This window comes from Vibrio floridensis, from assembly GCF_021852965.1.
Classification (GTDB): domain Bacteria; phylum Pseudomonadota; class Gammaproteobacteria; order Enterobacterales; family Vibrionaceae; genus Vibrio; species Vibrio floridensis.
In genome coordinates, this window is record NZ_JAKGCY010000002.1 from 243,007 (window position 1) to 260,936 (window position 17,930).

The 17,930-nt window shown below is 44.3% G+C and carries 12 protein-coding genes; 9 read left to right on the forward strand and 3 right to left on the reverse strand.

What is annotated here, in order from left to right; translation table 11 throughout:
• Positions 1-184 precede the first annotated feature (184 nt).
• Both LZU85_RS05425 and LZU85_RS05430 read left to right on the forward strand, forming a co-directional pair.
• Positions 185-1,054, forward strand: coding sequence for a hypothetical protein (locus LZU85_RS05425; protein WP_237286591.1), 870 nt, complete (start codon positions 185-187; stop codon positions 1,052-1,054).
• 29 nt (positions 1,055-1,083) lie between these two features.
• Entirely contained in the window at positions 1,084-5,220 is a 4,137-nt protein-coding gene (locus tag LZU85_RS05430; protein WP_237286592.1) for a zinc-dependent metalloprotease, read from the forward strand.
• A gap of 65 nt (positions 5,221-5,285) precedes the next feature.
• On the opposite strand, the gene miaE is transcribed toward LZU85_RS05430, so the two are convergent.
• Together miaE and LZU85_RS05440 are read right to left on the reverse strand one after the other, a co-directional pair.
• Entirely contained in the window at positions 5,286-6,059 is a 774-nt protein-coding gene (miaE, locus tag LZU85_RS05435) for a tRNA isopentenyl-2-thiomethyl-A-37 hydroxylase MiaE (protein WP_237286593.1), read from the reverse strand.
• A 71-nt stretch (positions 6,060-6,130) separates the two neighbouring features.
• Positions 6,131-6,895, reverse strand: coding sequence for a DNA repair protein (locus tag LZU85_RS05440; RefSeq protein ID WP_176297738.1), 765 nt, complete (start codon positions 6,893-6,895; stop codon positions 6,131-6,133).
• Positions 6,896-7,231: 336 nt separating this feature from the next.
• On the opposite strand from LZU85_RS05440, the gene cysB reads away from it, so the two are divergent.
• Positions 7,232-8,206: an HTH-type transcriptional regulator CysB gene (gene cysB / locus LZU85_RS05445; RefSeq protein WP_176297737.1), complete on the forward strand. Its 975-nt coding sequence runs from the start codon at positions 7,232-7,234 to the stop codon at positions 8,204-8,206.
• A 58-nt stretch (positions 8,207-8,264) separates the two neighbouring features.
• Positions 8,265-9,470 carry a methyltransferase gene (locus LZU85_RS05450; RefSeq protein ID WP_237286594.1) on the forward strand — a complete coding sequence of 402 codons (1,206 nt, stop codon included), beginning with the start codon at positions 8,265-8,267 and terminating at the stop codon, positions 9,468-9,470.
• 119 nt (positions 9,471-9,589) lie between these two features.
• Here LZU85_RS05450 and ald read toward each other — a convergent pair whose 3' ends face one another.
• Positions 9,590-10,714 (reverse strand): alanine dehydrogenase, encoded by a 1,125-nt coding sequence (gene ald, locus LZU85_RS05455; protein WP_176297735.1) that lies wholly within the window; start codon positions 10,712-10,714, stop codon positions 9,590-9,592.
• Between the two features lie 155 nt (positions 10,715-10,869).
• Here ald and lrp point away from each other — a divergent pair, with 155 nt between their 5' ends.
• From lrp to serS, 5 genes are all read left to right on the forward strand, one after another.
• Entirely contained in the window at positions 10,870-11,364 is a 495-nt protein-coding gene (lrp, locus tag LZU85_RS05460) for a leucine-responsive transcriptional regulator Lrp (RefSeq protein WP_176297734.1), read from the forward strand.
• A gap of 143 nt (positions 11,365-11,507) precedes the next feature.
• Positions 11,508-14,447, forward strand: coding sequence for a DNA translocase FtsK (locus LZU85_RS05465; RefSeq protein ID WP_237286595.1), 2,940 nt, complete (start codon positions 11,508-11,510; stop codon positions 14,445-14,447).
• A gap of 72 nt (positions 14,448-14,519) precedes the next feature.
• Positions 14,520-15,116 carry an outer membrane lipoprotein periplasmic chaperone LolA gene (lolA, locus tag LZU85_RS05470; protein WP_237286596.1) on the forward strand — a complete coding sequence of 199 codons (597 nt, stop codon included), beginning with the start codon at positions 14,520-14,522 and terminating at the stop codon, positions 15,114-15,116.
• A 6-nt stretch (positions 15,117-15,122) separates the two neighbouring features.
• Positions 15,123-16,472: a replication-associated recombination protein A gene (locus LZU85_RS05475; protein WP_039553312.1), complete on the forward strand. Its 1,350-nt coding sequence runs from the start codon at positions 15,123-15,125 to the stop codon at positions 16,470-16,472.
• A gap of 91 nt (positions 16,473-16,563) precedes the next feature.
• On the forward strand, positions 16,564-17,871 hold the full coding sequence (gene serS / locus LZU85_RS05480) for a serine--tRNA ligase (RefSeq protein WP_011080763.1): 1,308 nt from the start codon (positions 16,564-16,566) through the stop codon (positions 17,869-17,871).
• Positions 17,872-17,930 lie beyond the last annotated feature (59 nt).

The window sequence follows — 17,930 nt, forward strand, 5'->3', positions numbered from 1 at the left end:
TTATTTTGCTATAAAGTGAGATAACAGTAGATTAACAATAATATGGAATTTAACCGTATGGTAAACGCCTTGCGGTTAATAGGCTTACCAAGAATTTCTGCGAAGGACACGCACAAATTGAGCTTGGTAAACCGTTTAACTTAAGTTTATTTAAATAAACTTAATTCTCATGGAAGTTAACAATATGCAACACACTAAAAAGTGGAGGATTACTCCGCTAGCTATTCTATTAGGTGCATTATTTTCTTCATCATTATATGCCGAGGAAAATAGTGAAACACAAGATAGCTCGCAAGCAGAGTTTACTCAAACCGACGAAAGTGCATCTTGTATTCTTTGCAATGTCGGCGGGTCTTTGTCACTGACTTACGACACCAATATATACGATAAAGATGACTATCGCTCAGTCAGAAGTTTTTCTTGGGGTGGCAGCTTAAACTACAAACTGACAGATAAAACCAGAGCCTTTTTTTCAAGTGGTGGATACAGGACGCTAGAAGACAAAACCGGTGATTACATTACCGATTCTGTAGTGGGCGTAAACTATTCCAACCTATTCACTTTTGGTGATACTGGACGAGTCAGTTTAAGTGGCCAATTTACGATTCCTACTTCTGAAACTTCTCAAAAAGACGAACTGAATACTGCTTTCCGTTTGGCAGTACCCGTCAGTTTTAAAATTTGGGATGTCAATTTCAACGTATCTCCTCGCTTAAGAAAGAATTTCCACGAATATAAGACGATTGCTGGCAGGTCGCTAACCGAGTGGACTTACTCACTCTCCAGTAGTGCAAGCATGTCTTGGGGTTCTTTTTCTACAGGTATTTCGATGCTGGGTGGCAACACCATCAGTTATCAAGGGACACGACGTTCAAGTTGGACATATGGTGGCTCCATTTATGGCAGTTATACGATCAACGACCAATGGTCTGCCTCTCTGAGTGCTTCGTCTTCTGGTGTTTATCAGGATGCAGAGCGCGGGACGTTAGGCAATATCGATCTATTTGACCAAGATAAAGCCTCATATTCAGCAACAGTTACATTTTCCTTCTAGGAAGCAACAAATAAAAAAAGGAAACAAACATGGCATTTAGGAAAGTGGTTTTAGCATCGGCTATAGCTTTCGCTTTGGCGGGCTGTGGTGCAGATGACCAAGCATACGATTACTTGGATAAAGACAGTAATCAAATAAGTATCGCTTCTATAACAAGTTATAAACCAGTAACAGATTATCAAGATATTAAAGAGATCCCGTTGCCTGGTGTTTGGATGTATCGTCCATCGACGTCATCTGCACCTCGTGATTCGGACATGTATGCCTTTTTTGCAGGCAGCGAAGTTTTAGTTAGCTTAAGTTTAACCGAGCACGGCTTGGTTGCTAAGCGAATTGACCCCGACATCGTTAAGTACGATCCAAACAACCCTCAATCACTTGAAGAAAGCCGTTGGGCTGACAGTATCAATGCAACACCAGTTCTCAAAATACCTGGTGATTACACAGCCTATCGTTGTCAAGAAGACAGCTATGGCGATTGTACCAACAAAGAAGAAAAAGTACCTGATCTCCAGGCTGAGTGGTATGAACGTACGCATTTTCTTCCAAAGTTTGAAAAGCTAGAAGCTTACATCAATGATATTAACGACTATTTTGGTAAAGATGCCAAAGCGACAAAAGTTGCGATGACGGAGTTTGATCCAAATAGTGGGGTCATTAACATTGAGCTAGAGCGTGAGTTTAAAGGTGGGAACGGAAAAGGACGTTTCTTCTACTCCCTTGTGCGTCTAGACAAGTTTGCAGATCCAAAATATCAAGCAGTTTACCAAGCTCCAGCGGATCAAAATAAATTTGGCTTTTTCACCAGTAGCTTTAAGAAAGCGGACACAAATGGGGCAACGCAATCAGAGTTTACGCGTGGTTCTTATCTGAATCGTTTTTCACCGAATCGAGACTCTATTGACTTTTACTTGAATGACGAATTTTTTGAGCCAGAGAACGAGATGTGGCTGAAAGCGACGCTTGAAAGTATGGATACCATGGCTCGACAGATGTCACAGATCGGTATACCACCAGTGAAAGTGGTAAACCGGGACAAGCCTGCAGGGATTGTTTCTGGGGACCTACGCTACAACGCGATTAATTTGTTCACAGAACCTTCAGATACAGGTCTTCTCGGTTATGGACCATCTGCTGCTAACCCACTAACTGGTGAAATCATTAGTGCGTATACCAATATGTATCCAGGAACTGTTTTAAGAACGGTACCGCGTCAATGGGATCAGTTTGTTGACCTATATAATGCAAATCAGTTAGCAGACTTGCAGAAAAATGCTGAGCCAGTAGAAGTTGCGGGCATTGCACTGAACTCTGTTAAAGTAAAACCTCTGCCCACTAATCAGTCTGAGGGAACTTCTGACGGCTATTTTGCTCCAGAAACAGAACGTGTACTGGAACTTAAAACTCGCGAGATGACAATCATTGACCCGACTGCTCAGATTCGTAGTAGTGAAGCGTACGCAAACTTATTTGGTGATGCTAAAGAAGCGGTTGATGAGATCCTTGACCAAGACAAAGTTGAAGAGTTCTGGTCACGTAACAACATGTTCTCAGCGAAGAATGTATGGATATCAAGCACTGAAAAGAATTCTCTACCGGGTATTGATTTCGAAAACCAAGGTTTCTTAAATGCTAACAAACAATTAAAAGACTGGGATGCACTTAATTACCACCAGCGCAAAGTTGTAAACAACGTATTTGGTGTTCATAACTATAAAACGACATTAGTGCATGAAGTTGGGCATAACCTTGGTCTGCGCCACAACTTCGAAGGCTCAGCGGACAAGAGCAACTTCTATAGTGAAGTCCAAGCTCAATCATTGGGTCTAAGAGGTGTGCCAGCAGCTAGCTCAATTATGGATTATGCGCCGTCCGAGCTAGATATCGAGCCATTGTTTGGTCAGTATGATATTGCCGCATTGCGTCTGGCATATGCACGAGAGATTGAAGATAAAAATGGTTCTTTCCACAGCTTAAAGCCATTTGATGCTAAGTATGCAAATAAGTACTTACAAACAAATCTTCCCGAAAATACCGAGCGTTCAGTCTATTCACCAATTACGCAACTAGAGTTTTCTTTAAGTGAAAATCATTCAGTTGAGTTGGCTGAATATAAAGCAGCGCATAACGAGTATGCAGTAGCATTGGAAGCTTATCAGCGAGCATTGGCCGAATATGAGGAAGCGATAGCGAATGGAACTCCAGAGTCTGATTTAGAAAAACCAATAGAGCCAGTTGCTCCGGCTTTACCTCTACCTGCAGAAATCACACTAAGATCATATGAGTTCTGTACTGATGGTAATGTTGGTAGTACTTGGAGTTGTGATCGCCATGATGAAGGTACTACCAGAATTGAAAGTGCCAACTATCACTATCAGAACCTACGTGATTTCCATGAGATGTTCAATTTCCGAAGTGATGACTATTCGTTTACGGAGCGTGGAACTATTGGGCGATATTTCTTCTTCCGTAACCGCATGATGGATATTGCTAGCCATGGTATGCAGTCCTGGGGCTGGATTAATATGGCTGCTGAATTCAACGGCTGGCCTGATGCAGATGAATTTGGTAAATCAATGTGTATCGTTCAGCAGAGCACTGGTAAACCAAGATGGGACACTGCTTGTGACTACTACAATGCCGCCCAAAAAGCTGGCGATTTGATGGTCAGCATTCTTGCAACACCGGAAAAAACTTGTCAGGTTAAGGTCACAGAGGATAAAGGCAAAACGCTTTCAATCCAGAACATGACTCTAAGTGAGCTATATGGAAAAGTTCGTTGGGACTTAGATGCATCACATAAACTTCCAGTAAACTGTTTTGATAAAACACTTAAAGAGCAGTTAAAGCTTAATTTTGACGAGGATGTACCAAATAATCGTGAAGGCTTTGAAGTTATAGCAGAGCTAGAGGGCGGTCAGTTTATGAATCACCAGACTGCAGGTAGCACGGTTAACCATGAAATGAGCGATTGGTCTAACTATGATGAAATTGATGCATTTGGTGTTTGGTTCTATCGCTTAATTGCAGCAGAAATGATCGCTAGCCGAGATATGGTTCGTGGTGGAGATACTGCAATCTTGGATATCCCGACAGTGCGCAACAAAGTTGACGAACTAGTGCGTCACTGGGTTGTGGGTACAGAGTACTCTGACTACAAATTTGTTGATCAGAATGGGCAGTATGTCGCTTCTCAAGCGCCTTACACACCGGATTACACCACTCAGAAGATCAGCCGTTTAGGTTATCCTGAGAATATCATCATGAGTTGGTTTACTCACATTAACCGCACTCAGGAAACTAACCTTGTAGAAGCTACGTTGAAAGCGTTAGCTTATGATGCAGAGTCAGCTCATCCAGAGAAAAAGTTTTTGTCGAGAAACTTTATTGATTCTATTTCGGTATTAGATACGACAGGCGATGCGGCTCGAGTTGGTCACTTGGAGCTAGAACTGGATGGACGTAAGTACTCTGCAGGACGTGAGCATAAAATTGCCCAAGAGTTGATTTCTAAAGCTCTTAACTCAGAGGTATTCCGCACTGAGGCATACTTGAAGTCAGAGCCTTCTTTAGATGGCGTAACAGAGTTTGTAGAACAGTACGATGTTCAATGGAAAGAAGCACTTAAGTCAGCTCCACAATTCGGCGCTTATATGAGTACTCCTGATCAGACTGCGGTTTTGCGCCAACCTGGCGCTTATGCATTGATGCTCGCGGTTGAGCCTCACATGGTACAGTACAACATCGTAGCTCGTGATAAAAACTCAACAGCTGAAGACGTAGCGGCTGCTAGGACAACGTTATTTACTGCTTTAGATACCGTTGTGGCGGATCTAATTCAGGCTCAGAAGATAGTTGCTTCAAATAATGTTGGATGTGCTTATCAGTTTACTGACGGTGTATGTGTTCTAGACTCTACAAGTAGATACACAAGTACTTTCTTCACTATCATCAACTATACCACTCGTTGGATCCCTCCTTTCTGGGCGGAAGCGAAAGAAGTGGCTAAGCAGTTTGATGTTAACTTCCTCCAGAAGCACGAAGGTAAAGAGTATCTTGGCAAAGACTTTGACATGCTAAAATCGTTTACGATAGGTACAGACTTTGAACTTCGTAAGTATCAAGAAGCGAAGATGCTAGAGAAGCTACCTCACTACTACCGCTAAATCTCCACTAAATCAAAGCCCGCTTACCAGCGGGCTTTTTACTTGTTAATCAGTAAGTAATTTTCTCAGCGCATGGGCACGCCACTGTGAAATTTAAAGTCACTGTCTTTTGAGTAAATCAGCTGAGCTTCAATTTGACCGAAAAAGGCAACTCGCTCGCTTATATCTTTGCCAGCGATCTGCTCTGCGAGAGTGAGGTAATCTTGGTAATGACGAGCCTCTGAGCGTAGTAGAGAAACGTAGAACTTGGCAATATCATCATCCATGTGAGGGGCAAGTTTAGCGAAGCGTTCACAAGAGCGTGCCTCAATATATCCACCAATAATAAGTTTATCGATCAGTGTTTCTGGCTCGTGTGTTTTCATGTGTGACAGTAACCCCTTTGCATAACGGCTTGCGGTCACATTTTCGTATTCAATCCCTCTAGCACACATGATTTCAAGAACTTGGTAAAAGTGGTGTAACTCCTCTTTTATGAGTAAGACCATTTTATCAATAAGCTCTTGGCTATAAGGAGAGTTTGACTTAGCCATAATGGCTTTAGAAATGTTACTTTTACCTTTTAGTGTTTCAATGGAACCAATTCCACGATAGGCAAAATCTTCATATGGCTTAAACCAATCGAGTAGGGTATGTGAGCTTTCTTTATCCACTGCATATTTGCGGATTAGGTACATAGCGGATTGGCCTGCTTTTAGCTCACAAAGCAAATGGTCGATCAAAATAGTCGGCAGGTTTTCCGCTTTTTTGGCTTCGGCAACCCATTCATCAGGGGTTGGGCATTGCAAAAATTGGTTAATTGGTTCTAGCAGGTCTTGGTACGCTTCGAGAGACATCATAAATCAGTTTAACTTGTGATGAAAAAAGGCCGCGTTGGCGACCTTTGTAAAGAGAATCGTTGTGGCGAATCTTACCACTTTTTCTTATCGCCGAAGAGTGCATCCATATCGTTGTTACGCTCTTTTTCTTCCATTTGCTGCAACTCTACCGCATTTTTATCAGAACGTTTACGGTCTAATTCATTGAGCATAGTTTCCAACTTTTCTTTGGCTTGTATTGAGTATGCATCGTTTTTAGTGCTTAACACATCAATGCCTTTGCGTAATAGTTGAACTGCTGTACCGGCTTGGCCTCTCGCAATAGAGTCGTGTGCACGTTTAATGACGTTTTCGATGTTAATACGAATTTGAATGGTTTCAAGACGAGCATTTTCCTCAACATATGCTTGAGTATCAAAACGGCCTTTGTTGTGCTCGTTGCGAATGGTATCTCTCAATCGTTTCACAAGTTTCAACATGACGATGGCTTGTTTGTCGCTGCTAGGTACCTTAAATGCAGCACTTTCCCCACCTTGAAAGTTATTTTTGAGATGATCTATTTGCTGTTTCATCGCTTCGACACGCTGTGCAAGTTGCTTACTTTTGGGATCAAGTGAAGCCATGTTTTCTAGCGCATCTAAAATGCGGTTGTTTAAGCAGACTAAAAGGTCCTTGCTATAAGGTAAGTGATGAGCATGCCCGATCAACTCTTCGGTTGCATCAATAATGGCAACATAGCGGGCTGATTCTTGTCTTTTCGCAGTTTCAGCCTTGACTTTGTATTGCAACATAACGTTGTAACCAATAACAAGGACCAGTAAAACGGCGACCAGAACGATGATTAAACCAATATTCATATCTGTGTTGTCTGCTTCAAAGAGTAACGGCTAACGACAAAGGATACACGATTCTAATGATGGCATGTACCTATTAATCATATTCTTAGTGATTATTACTGTTATGAAAAGCTTTCATCATCAAAAGTTGTTACGCCTCTCAAAGAATGCGGGGTGGATTACAAAATCCAAGAGTCCAAAAAACTCTTTGCAGCTTCAACCAAATGAAAGACGCGATTTCTCTGTTCATTTCAGTTCTTACACGTTATAACTAATAATTATATTTGAGAACTGAGTTTGCGCGAATTTTACTTTTATGTGTAGGATTTGTTATTAGTAACGGAGTACGAGGCCAATATGAAACTGCAGCAACTGAAGTATATTGTTGAGGTTGTAAATCATAATTTAAACGTGTCTGCCACAGCGGAAAGTTTGTATACCTCCCAGCCAGGGATTAGTAAGCAAGTCCGATTACTTGAAGATGAGTTGGGTATTCAAATTTTTGAGCGTAGTGGTAAGCATCTGACGCAAGTGACCAAAGCGGGTGAGGATATCGTGCGGATTTCGCAAGAAATTCTTTCTCGAGTTGAGAGCATTAAAGCTGTTGCTGGTGAGTACACCAATCCTGAAATGGGAACGCTGAACATTTCAACCACCCATACCCAAGCTCGTTATGCGTTGCCTGATGTGATCAAAGGCTTCGTCAAGCGCTACCCGAAGGTATCCTTGCACATGCACCAAGGAACACCAAGCCAAATGTCTGAAGCGATTGCGAAAGGAACGGCAAATTTCGCGATAGCAACCGAAGCTCTTCATTTATATCAAGATGCGATTATGTTGCCTTGTTACCATTGGAATCGTTCGATTGTTGTACCTAAAGATCACCCATTGGCAAAGAAAGAAAAAGTGACTATTCAAGATTTGGCTTCTTATCCATTAGTGACTTATGTATTTGGATTTACTGGGCGATCTGAGTTAGACACCGCGTTCAATCGCGTTGGATTAACGCCGAGAGTGGTGTTTACAGCAACCGATGCGGATGTCATCAAAACCTATGTACGCATGGGTATTGGCGTCGGTGTGATTGCCAGTATGGCGGTGGACAAAGAGCAGGATAAAGATCTGGTATCGATAGACGCAAGCCATCTATTTGGGGCAAGTACTACCAGTATCGGCTTCCGCCGAGGAACATTTTTACGCTCCTATATGTTCGATTTCATGGAGCGATTTGCCCCTCATTTAACTCGCCCGGTAGTTGAGCAAGCGATTTCTCTTAAATCGAATGTAGAAATTGAAGAGATGTTTAAAGACATTGTCCTGCCTGTCCGTTAAATCCCTTTTCACACACTCTTGTTCCCCCTAGAATAGCGACGCGATTTTAGGGGGAAACATGCAAAACCAATTTCTGTTGCTTGATGAATGGCTTACCGGGCAAGAAAGACTCTGGCGTTTTGAGCCGTTTCATCAGAGTTTGCACAGTCAACTTCCTTGGTTCGAAACGCACCCTGAGATGTGCGCTTGGTTGGAATCACTCACTCAACAAGAACTGTCACATTACAAATCCGATACTTCAAGCTTGGTTGAGCAGCTAAGTCGATTTATTCCAGGCAGCAAAGCTGTATTTGCGGCGATTTCTCTTGCGCCATCTTCGACTGCCAACATTGGCTTAGATAAACGTTTAGATATTGGAATTCCTGGTCGAAAGCTTAAGCAAATTGAAGCAATGGGTTCGTATAGCTTGGCATTTCATTATGGAAAAGAGTGGTTGGAATGGTGTTCTGGAAAGGGGTATCTAGGACGTGTTTTGGCATCCCAAACGGGTCAGCGTGTTACGAGTTTTGAGTTTCAATCATCTCTATGTGAAAGTGGCCAATCCGAGGCAAATGCGCTGAACTTGCCGATACATTTTGTCCAAGGTGATGCTTTGCAACCGACAGCTAAACAGTATTTTAAAGCCGAGCAGCATGCGGTAGCGCTGCATGCGTGTGGAGACTTACATGTTCGCTTGATGCAGTATGGTTGTGAAAAGCGATTGGCCGCAATTACCCTGGCGCCATGTTGTTATCATTTGGTTCAGAATTCGTCATACCAAGCTATGTCGACCATGGCAAAAGGCTCTACTTTGAAGTTGAGTCGAAGTGAACTGAGAATCCCGCTTCAACAGACGGTGACTGGCGGTCATCGGGTTCAGCGCCATCGTGAGTTAGAAATGACATATCGTCTTGGTTTGGATCTGTTGCTTCGTCATGAGTGTGGCTTGCAAGAATATATGCCTGTGCCGAGCATCAAAAAGTCGCAACTTTCTCTCGGTTTTGAAGCTTTTTGTCAATGGGCGGCTGAAGTTAAGGGTTTTCATTTGCCTAAGGTAAGTTTTGCCCAATATGAGAAAAGCGGTGTAGAACGTTTTTGGCGTATGGAAGCGTTGAGCTTGGTGCAGCAAGTTTTTCAACGCGCGCTCGAAATGTGGTTGATCTATGATAAGGCGATGTATCTGCAAGAGCAGGGGTACGATGTGTCATTATGTGAGTTTTGTGAGCGGGATATTACTCCAAGAAACATTATTATCCATGCCTCTCGCAGTAAAAAGTCCCAATAAATGTGTGTGTGGCAGTAATATATCTAGACTTTGTAGTTATAATTTAGAACTTGCTGTAATAATAAAAAGGCTCGCGTTTAAGCGAGCCTTTTAATGATAGCGTTGGCAAACGTAATAAATTAGTTGAACGTACGAATGGCTTCCGCCGGGTCAACGTAGTCCAATCCAAAACTTTCAGCAACCTCTTTACATGTCACTTTTCCATGGATGACATTAAGGCCCAACAAAAAGCCTTTATCGGCAAGTAATGCGTCGCGGTAGCCTTTGTTTGCAAGCTTGACAATGTATGGAAGCGTCGCATTGTTTAGTGCGAATGTTGATGTGCGAGCAACCGCGCCTGGCATGTTGGCAACACAGTAATGGACAACATCGTCGACAACATAAGTTGGGTCAGCGTGCGTTGTTGCATGTGATGTTTCAAAACAGCCACCTTGGTCGATAGCCACATCAACCACCGCAGAACCCGGTTTCATCTTCGCGATGTGTTCTTTGGTCACGAGTTTAGGCGCTGCCGCACCGGGGATCAGAACCGCTCCGATAACCAAATCGGCTTCTAGAACGTGCTTCTCAATCGCATCTTCTGTAGAATAAACGACTTTAGCACGGCCTTGGAATTCTTCGTCTAACTTACGAAGAGTATCAACGTTGCGGTCAAGGATTGTGACGTCCGCACGTAAGCCAATTGCCATACGAGCTGCGTTAGCACCCACTACGCCGCCGCCAATGACGACAACTTTTGCAGGTTCCACACCTGGTACGCCGCCTAGAAGTAACCCACGTCCACCGTGAGATTTTTCTAACGTCTGTGCACCAGCTTGGATTGACATTCGACCTGCAACTTCAGACATTGGAGCAAGTAGTGGTAAGCGACCCATATGATCTGTTACAGTCTCGTAGGCAATACAGACAGCTTTGCTCTTGATTAGCTCTTCAGTTTGTGGAAAATCTGGAGCTAGGTGCAAATAAGTAAATAATATTTGCCCCTCTTTGAGCATGGCTCGCTCAACAGCTTGAGGTTCTTTGACCTTTACAATCATTTCTGCTTTGGCAAATACGTCAGCAGCAGTAGGAAGAATGGATGCGCCTACAGCGATGTAATCATCGTCTGAAAAACCGATGCCAGCACCGGCATTGGTTTCGACAAAAACTTGGTGACCATGTGAGATCAGTTCTCTCACACTGGCTGGGATCATACCGACACGGTATTCATGGTTCTTGATTTCCTTTGGAACGCCAATAATCATCCTGACTCCTCGATTTATTATGGTTGTATTGACTATGTGTAGGGTGTAATGTCGAATTTGTGCCTAGTATAGATGTGATGTGGCAAAATTTGATACTGAATATTAAAAAGTTGTAGTATATTTTTTTGCAAGGAAGTAATAAGGTGGAATAAAAAATGGTAGATAACTACAAAAGGCCGTCCAAGGATTTAGACCGTATCGATCGCAATATTTTGAATGAATTGCAAAAAGACGGTCGCATTTCAAACGTAGAACTTTCTAAACGTGTGGGTCTTTCCCCTACACCCTGTTTAGAGCGTGTGCGTCGTTTAGAGCGTCAAGGCTACATTACTGGATACACAGCGTTGCTGAACCCACAGTATCTTGATGCTTCATTACTTGTATTCGTGGAAATCACACTAAACCGTGGTGCTCCAGACGTGTTTGAACAGTTTAACGCAGCGGTTCAAAAGCTTGATGATATTCAAGAGTGCCATCTTGTTTCCGGTGATTTCGACTATTTGTTGAAAACACGCGTATCCGATATGGGTGCTTATCGTAAACTACTTGGTGATACACTGCTTCGCTTACCCGGTGTAAACGACACTCGTACCTACGTAGTTATGGAAGAAGTAAAGCAAACCAATCAGCTCGTGATTAAAACACGTTAAATTCTTGTAAGGAAAGTGGCTTAACTCGCTGCTTTCTCTTTCCAAGCGTTGGGTTTTTCCTTTTGATATGGTTAAATCGACTTATGAATTCGAGCGGCATTTGCCGCTCGGAATGTTTCAGTCAAAATGATTCAAGTTGATTTATGTTCAAAGAGAACGCTAAAAAAGTACAAACCATTATTAAAACAAGCGAAGAGGTGCAGTCTCTGCGTCTGAACGGTTTTCAACGACTTAAAGAGTGCTGTCTAATTTTAGGAGTGCTCAGCTCCGTATTTCTTTCTATCTCTTTATTGACCTTTAGCCCCGCAGACCCATCTTGGTCACAAACCTCGTGGGGAGGTGATATCAGTAACGCGGGTGGCCAGTTTGGCGCATGGGTTGCAGATACACTCTTTTTTACTTTTGGCTTACTTGCCTATCCACTGCCTATCTTGCTTATTATCGCAGCATGGATTTTCTGTCGTAAGCGTGAAGAGGATGAGCAGATTGATCTTATGTTATGGGGTACTCGCTTACTCGGTTTAGCGATTCTTATTTTGACCAGTTGTGGTTTAGCAGACATCAACTTTGATGATATTTGGTATTTCTCATCAGGTGGTGTACTTGGTGATGTTCTCAATAGCCTTGCGTTACCAACTTTGAACTTGCTCGGCACCACTCTGGTACTATTGTTTGCCTGGGGAGCGGGTTTCACCCTACTCACAGGCATTTCTTGGTTGTCCATCGTTGAAGGCGTCGGCAGTGTTACCTTAAATGCGTGCCAATGGCTTCTAAATCGAATTCGCGGTGAACAAGCAGAAGTGCTTTCTCCAAAGCTAAATACAATCTCTTTAGACGATGAACTTTCTGAGCCTGTGCGTCAGGAAGGTGTTGCAGTCCCTGAACGAGATGAAAATGTACAGGTAGAGATGGTCGTTGAGCCTCAACCTACTTCAGCTTCTTTTCACGTTCCTGCGCCTCGTAAAGAATACCCCATTCACATGCCTAATACAGTGCAGTATCAAGTGGATTCCGATGACCTAGACAGTTTCCAAGATTCGCCATTTGAAAGGGCCAGAAAGCTTAATGCAACAATTGAAGAGCTTGAACATGAGGCAATGCACGCCAACGATATGCCAGAGCCGTTGATGGATGAGCTCTTTGACTCTGTCGTCTCGCAGAGCGATGCTGAGCAATCAGAGAAAGAAGATACATTGCTAGCGAATCATGACGAAGGCACAGATTTCAATGTCGACGTTGAGGAGTACGAGCACGTTATATCAATGGTGGAGTTGGACAAAATATCTCAAGAAATTGATGAACCTGTCACTGTTGCTTTTACGGAATCGGAACAAGAAATCGTACGACAACCTCGATTAGAGGAAGACATTGAGGTGAGCGCCCCGAGTCGACTTGAGACTCCATCACTAGACGCGTCAGTTGACTATTTAGATGAAGAGGAAGAGCCGTCTGTCGAAGATACTCAGGATGACGAAGACCAAGATCAAGATGTGGCCGCCTTCCAAAACATGGTCTCTAAAGCGCAGCAAAATATGGCGGCGACGCAGAACCCGTTTTTGATGAAACAGGATACAACGCTACCTGTTCCTAAGGAGCCATTACCGACGCTTGAGTTGCTTTACCATCCAGAGAAACGTGAGAATTTCATCGATAGAGAAGCGCTAGAGCAAGTTGCTCGCTTGGTTGAGTCTAAACTGGCCGACTACAAGATCACCGCGGAAGTGGTGGGGATCTTCCCTGGACCTGTGATTACCCGTTTTGAACTTGATTTAGCTCCGGGCGTGAAGGTTAGCCGCATTTCGAGCTTATCCATGGACTTAGCGCGTTCACTTTCCGCCATCGCTGTTCGAGTCGTGGAGGTAATTCCGGGCAAGCCTTATGTTGGCCTAGAGTTACCAAACATGAGTCGACAGACTGTTTACCTTTCAGATGTAATTGATAGCCCACAGTTTAAGAATGCAACATCACCAACGACCGTTGTATTAGGTCAAGACATCGCTGGTGAAGCATTGGTCGCAGATTTGGCGAAAATGCCGCACGTGCTGGTAGCAGGTACCACGGGCTCTGGTAAATCTGTTGGGGTAAACGTCATGATTCTTAGCATGCTCTATAAAGCAAGCCCAGAAGATGTGCGTTTTATTATGATCGACCCGAAAATGCTGGAGCTTTCGGTGTACGAAGGCATTCCACACTTATTAGCGGAAGTCGTCACTGACATGAAAGACGCTTCTAATGCATTACGTTGGTGTGTTGGTGAGATGGAGCGTCGTTACAAACTGATGTCTGTGATGGGCGTGCGTAACATTAAAGGTTTTAATGAGAAACTGAAAATGGCGGCAGACGCGGGCCATCCTATCCACGATCCTTTCTGGCAAGAAGGGGATAGCATGGATACAGAGCCACCATTATTAGAGAAACTGCCATATATCGTCGTCGTCGTTGATGAATTTGCGGATCTCATGATGGTGGTCGGCAAAAAAGTGGAAGAGTTGATCGCACGCTTGGCGCAAAAAGCGCGTGCGGCGGGTATCCACTTGATCCTAGCAACACAACGTCCATCGGTAGATGTCATTACAGGTCTGATCAAAGCGAACATTCCAACACGAGTGGCGTTTACCGTTTCCACCAAAACCGACTCTCGTACCATCCTCGATCAAGGCGGTGCTGAATCGCTATTGGGTATGGGTGACATGCTTTACCTGCCTCCGGGTTCGAGTCACACCATCCGAGTGCATGGTGCCTTTGCCTCTGATGATGACGTGCATGCGGTTGTGAACAACTGGAAAGCGCGTGGTAAACCAAACTACATTGACGAGATCATCAGCGGTGACCAGGGGCCTGAAAGTTTGCTACCTGGCGAACAAATGGAGAGCGATGAAGACCTTGATCCCCTTTTCGATCAAGTGGTTGAGCATGTTGTTCAGTCACGTCGTGGTTCGGTTTCTGGTGTTCAGCGCCGTTTCAAAATTGGCTATAACCGTGCGGCGCGTATTGTAGAGCAGTTGGAAGCTCAGGGTATCGTCAGTGCTCCGGGCCATAATGGCAATCGAGAAGTGTTAGCTCCTGCACCACCAAGAGAATAATGAACTTTCGTTTGGAAGGAGGAGTCAAAACGTGCAACTCCTTTTAAACCTTAGCCGTAAATAGGGATAAAAATGAAAAAATGGTTAGTTGTATTTTTCCTTAGCGCGTCAGCATTGGCAAATCCACAGCAAGAGCTTAATCAGAGATTAGGCATGAACGATGGTTTTAGCGCAAACTTCAACCAAACGGTGACAAGCCCAGAGGGTGACGTCGTGATGGAAGGGGAAGGCAGCGTTGATATCGCCAGACCAAGCCTGTTTCGCTGGAGTACCTCTTTACCGGATGAAAACCTGTTGGTTTCGGATGGAAAAACCTTATGGTATTACAGCCCATTTATTGAACAGGTAAGCATTTACTGGCAAGAACAAGCTGTACAACAAACACCGTTTGTTTTACTCACTCGTAATCAGTCCAGTGATTGGGAAAACTATCAAATCACTCAAGATGGTAATGTGTTCACTCTTGTGCCGAAAGCGGTAGACTCTACCCAGGGGCAGTTCCAAATTGATATTGATGCAAAAGGGATTGTGCATGGTTTTAATGTCATTGAACAAGATGGGCAAAAAGGCATCTTCAAGTTTACGGATATCAAGTTAGGAAAGCCTACTGCTGCCCGCTTCACCTTTAACATCCCTGAAGGGGTTGAAGTGGATGACCAAAGGAACTAATCACCAGTGTCAAATTACACCTTAGATTTTTCAGGGGACGAAGATTTTCGTCCCCTTGCTGCTCGTATGAGGCCGGAAACGATCGAACAGTACATCGGTCAGCAGCATATTTTAGGCCCTGGTAAGCCATTACGTCGCGCGCTAGAGGCCGGCCACATTCATTCAATGATTTTGTGGGGGCCTCCAGGTACAGGCAAGACAACATTAGCGGAAGTAGCCGCAAACTACGCCAACGCGGAAGTTGAACGCGTCTCTGCGGTCACGTCCGGCGTGAAAGAAATTCGTGCCGCAATTGAAAAAGCACGCGAGAACAAAATGGCGGGTCGTCGCACCATCTTGTTTGTGGATGAGGTACATCGCTTTAATAAATCACAGCAAGATGCCTTCTTACCGCACATTGAAGATGGAACAGTGACTTTTATCGGCGCGACCACAGAAAATCCATCGTTTGAACTGAACAACGCATTATTGTCACGTGCTCGTGTGTATAAGCTTACGTCACTCAACAAAGAAGAAATCTCACTGGCATTAAACCAAGCGATCAACGATAAACAACGTGGTCTGGGTAATACACCAGCACACTTTGCTGATAATGTTCTGGAGCGTCTGGCTGAGCTCGTCAATGGTGACGCGCGAATGTCTCTTAACTATCTTGAGCTGCTGTATGACATGGCAGAAGATAATGCTCAGGGTGAAAAAGAGATCACGCTAAAGCTACTGGCGGAAGTAGCGGGGGAGAAGGTCTCTCGTTTTGATAATAAAGGCGACATTTGGTACGACTTAATCTCTGCCGTGCACAAATCCATCCGTGGTTCCAATCCGGATGCTGCGCTTTATTGGTCGGCGAGAATGATCGCTGCCGGTTGTGATCCACTCTATATCGCGCGACGTTTGCTGGCCATTGCCTCTGAAGATGTGGGCAATGCGGATCCGAGGGCAATGCAAGTGGCACTTTCCGCGTGGGATTGCTTTACCCGTGTTGGACCCGCAGAAGGCGAACGCGCAATTGCACAGGCGATCGTTTACCTTGCGTGCGCGCCGAAAAGTAACGCGGTCTACACCGCTTGGAAGCAAGCGCTGTCGGATGCACATAATCTTCCAGAGTTTGAAGTGCCTTTCCATTTGCGTAATGCACCGACCGGATTGATGAAAGATCTCGGTTATGGGGAAGGTTATCGATACGCTCATGATGAACCAGGAGCCTACGCCGCGGGCGAACAATATTTGCCTGCCGAAATTGCTGATCGCAAGTACTATCAGCCAACAAATCGAGGCTTAGAAAGCAAAATCGCTGAAAAGTTAGATTACTTGGCTAATTTAGACGCAAATAGCCCACAAAAGCGCTATGAAAAGTAGGCATTTTTGGATACATTTGTTCGGTTAATTTTTTCAACGTGCTCGACAGGATTGGGTGCGTACCTTCACAACAAAAAGCATAGGATTAACAATGCTGGATTCTAAATTACTTCGTACAGAGCTGGATGAAACAGCTGCTAAACTGGCACGTCGTGGCTTTAAGCTAGACGTAGAGACAATCGGTAAACTTGAAGAACAACGTAAGTCCATTCAAGTAGAAGTTGAAAATTTACAATCCACGCGTAACTCCATCTCCAAGCAAATCGGTCAACTGATGTCGGCTGGTGACAAAGAAGGCGCAGAAAAGATCAAGCAACAAATCGGGTCATTGGGCTCTGATTTAGATGCGAAAAAAATCGAACTTGACGCGGTGATGGCACAGTTAGATGACATCATCCTTTCTGTTCCAAACATTCCTGCGGATGAAGTGCCAAATGGCAAAGACGAGAACGATAATCTTGAGATTTCGCGTTGGGGTGAGCCAAAGTCTTACGACTTCGAATTAAAAGATCACGTTGACCTAGGTGAAATGGGTGACGGTCTAGATTTCGCCAGCGCAGTTAAGATCACTGGTGCGCGTTTCATCGTGATGAAGGGGCAATTTGCTCGCTTACACCGTGCAATCGCTCAGTTTATGCTTGATCTTCACACTGAAGAGCATGGCTATACGGAAATGTATGTGCCTTACCTAGTGAACGCAGACAGCTTGTTTGGTACGGGCCAACTACCAAAGTTTGGTAAAGATCTTTTCCACACAGAGCCGCTGACAGAAAAGGCAAGTGATGAAGAGCCACGTAAACTGTCTCTTATCCCTACAGCAGAAGTACCAGTAACGAACCTTGTTCGTGACACGATTTCTGATGAAGCTGATCTGCCGCTTAAGATGACTGCTCACACACCGTGTTTCCGTTCAGAAGCCGGGTCGTACGGTCGTGATACTCGTGGTCTGATTCGTATGCACCAGTTTGACAAAGTAGAACTGGTACAAATCACCAAACCAGAAGATTCGATGAATGCACTAGAAGAGTTGACTGGCCATGCAGAGAAAGTGCTTCAGCTTCTAGAGTTGCCTTACCGTAAGGTGCTATTGTGTACAGGTGACATGGGCTTTGGCTCGCACAAAACTTACGATTTGGAAGTATGGGTTCCGGCTCAGAACACTTACCGCGAAATCTCGTCTTGTTCAAACATGTGGGATTTCCAAGCGCGTCGTATGCAAGCGCGTTTCCGTCGTAAAGGCGAGAAGAAACCTGAACTTGTACACACACTAAACGGTTCTGGTCTGGCGGTAGGTCGTACCATGGTTGCTATTCTAGAAAACAACCAAGAAGCAGATGGCCGTATTGCTATTCCGACCGTACTTCAGAAGTACATGGGCGGCGCAACGCACATCGGTTAATTGATTAACCATAAAAAATATCAAAACCCAGCCACTGTGCTGGGTTTTTTTATTATCTC

Coding starts and splice junctions, on each gene's coding strand:
- LZU85_RS05465 (WP_237286595.1), top strand. CDS start 11,508: ATGTTCAAAGAGAACGCTAAAAAAGTACAAACCATTATTAAAACAAGC.
- lrp (WP_176297734.1), top strand. CDS start 10,870: ATGGTAGATAACTACAAAAGGCCGTCCAAGGATTTAGACCGTATCGAT.
- lolA (WP_237286596.1), top strand. CDS start 14,520: ATGAAAAAATGGTTAGTTGTATTTTTCCTTAGCGCGTCAGCATTGGCA.
- LZU85_RS05440 (WP_176297738.1), bottom strand. CDS start 6,895: ATGAATATTGGTTTAATCATCGTTCTGGTCGCCGTTTTACTGGTCCTT.
- LZU85_RS05450 (WP_237286594.1), top strand. CDS start 8,265: ATGCAAAACCAATTTCTGTTGCTTGATGAATGGCTTACCGGGCAAGAA.
- cysB (WP_176297737.1), top strand. CDS start 7,232: ATGAAACTGCAGCAACTGAAGTATATTGTTGAGGTTGTAAATCATAAT.
- miaE (WP_237286593.1), bottom strand. CDS start 6,059: ATGATGTCTCTCGAAGCGTACCAAGACCTGCTAGAACCAATTAACCAA.
- LZU85_RS05425 (WP_237286591.1), top strand. CDS start 185: ATGCAACACACTAAAAAGTGGAGGATTACTCCGCTAGCTATTCTATTA.
- ald (WP_176297735.1), bottom strand. CDS start 10,714: ATGATTATTGGCGTTCCAAAGGAAATCAAGAACCATGAATACCGTGTC.
- serS (WP_011080763.1), top strand. CDS start 16,564: ATGCTGGATTCTAAATTACTTCGTACAGAGCTGGATGAAACAGCTGCT.
- LZU85_RS05430 (WP_237286592.1), top strand. CDS start 1,084: ATGGCATTTAGGAAAGTGGTTTTAGCATCGGCTATAGCTTTCGCTTTG.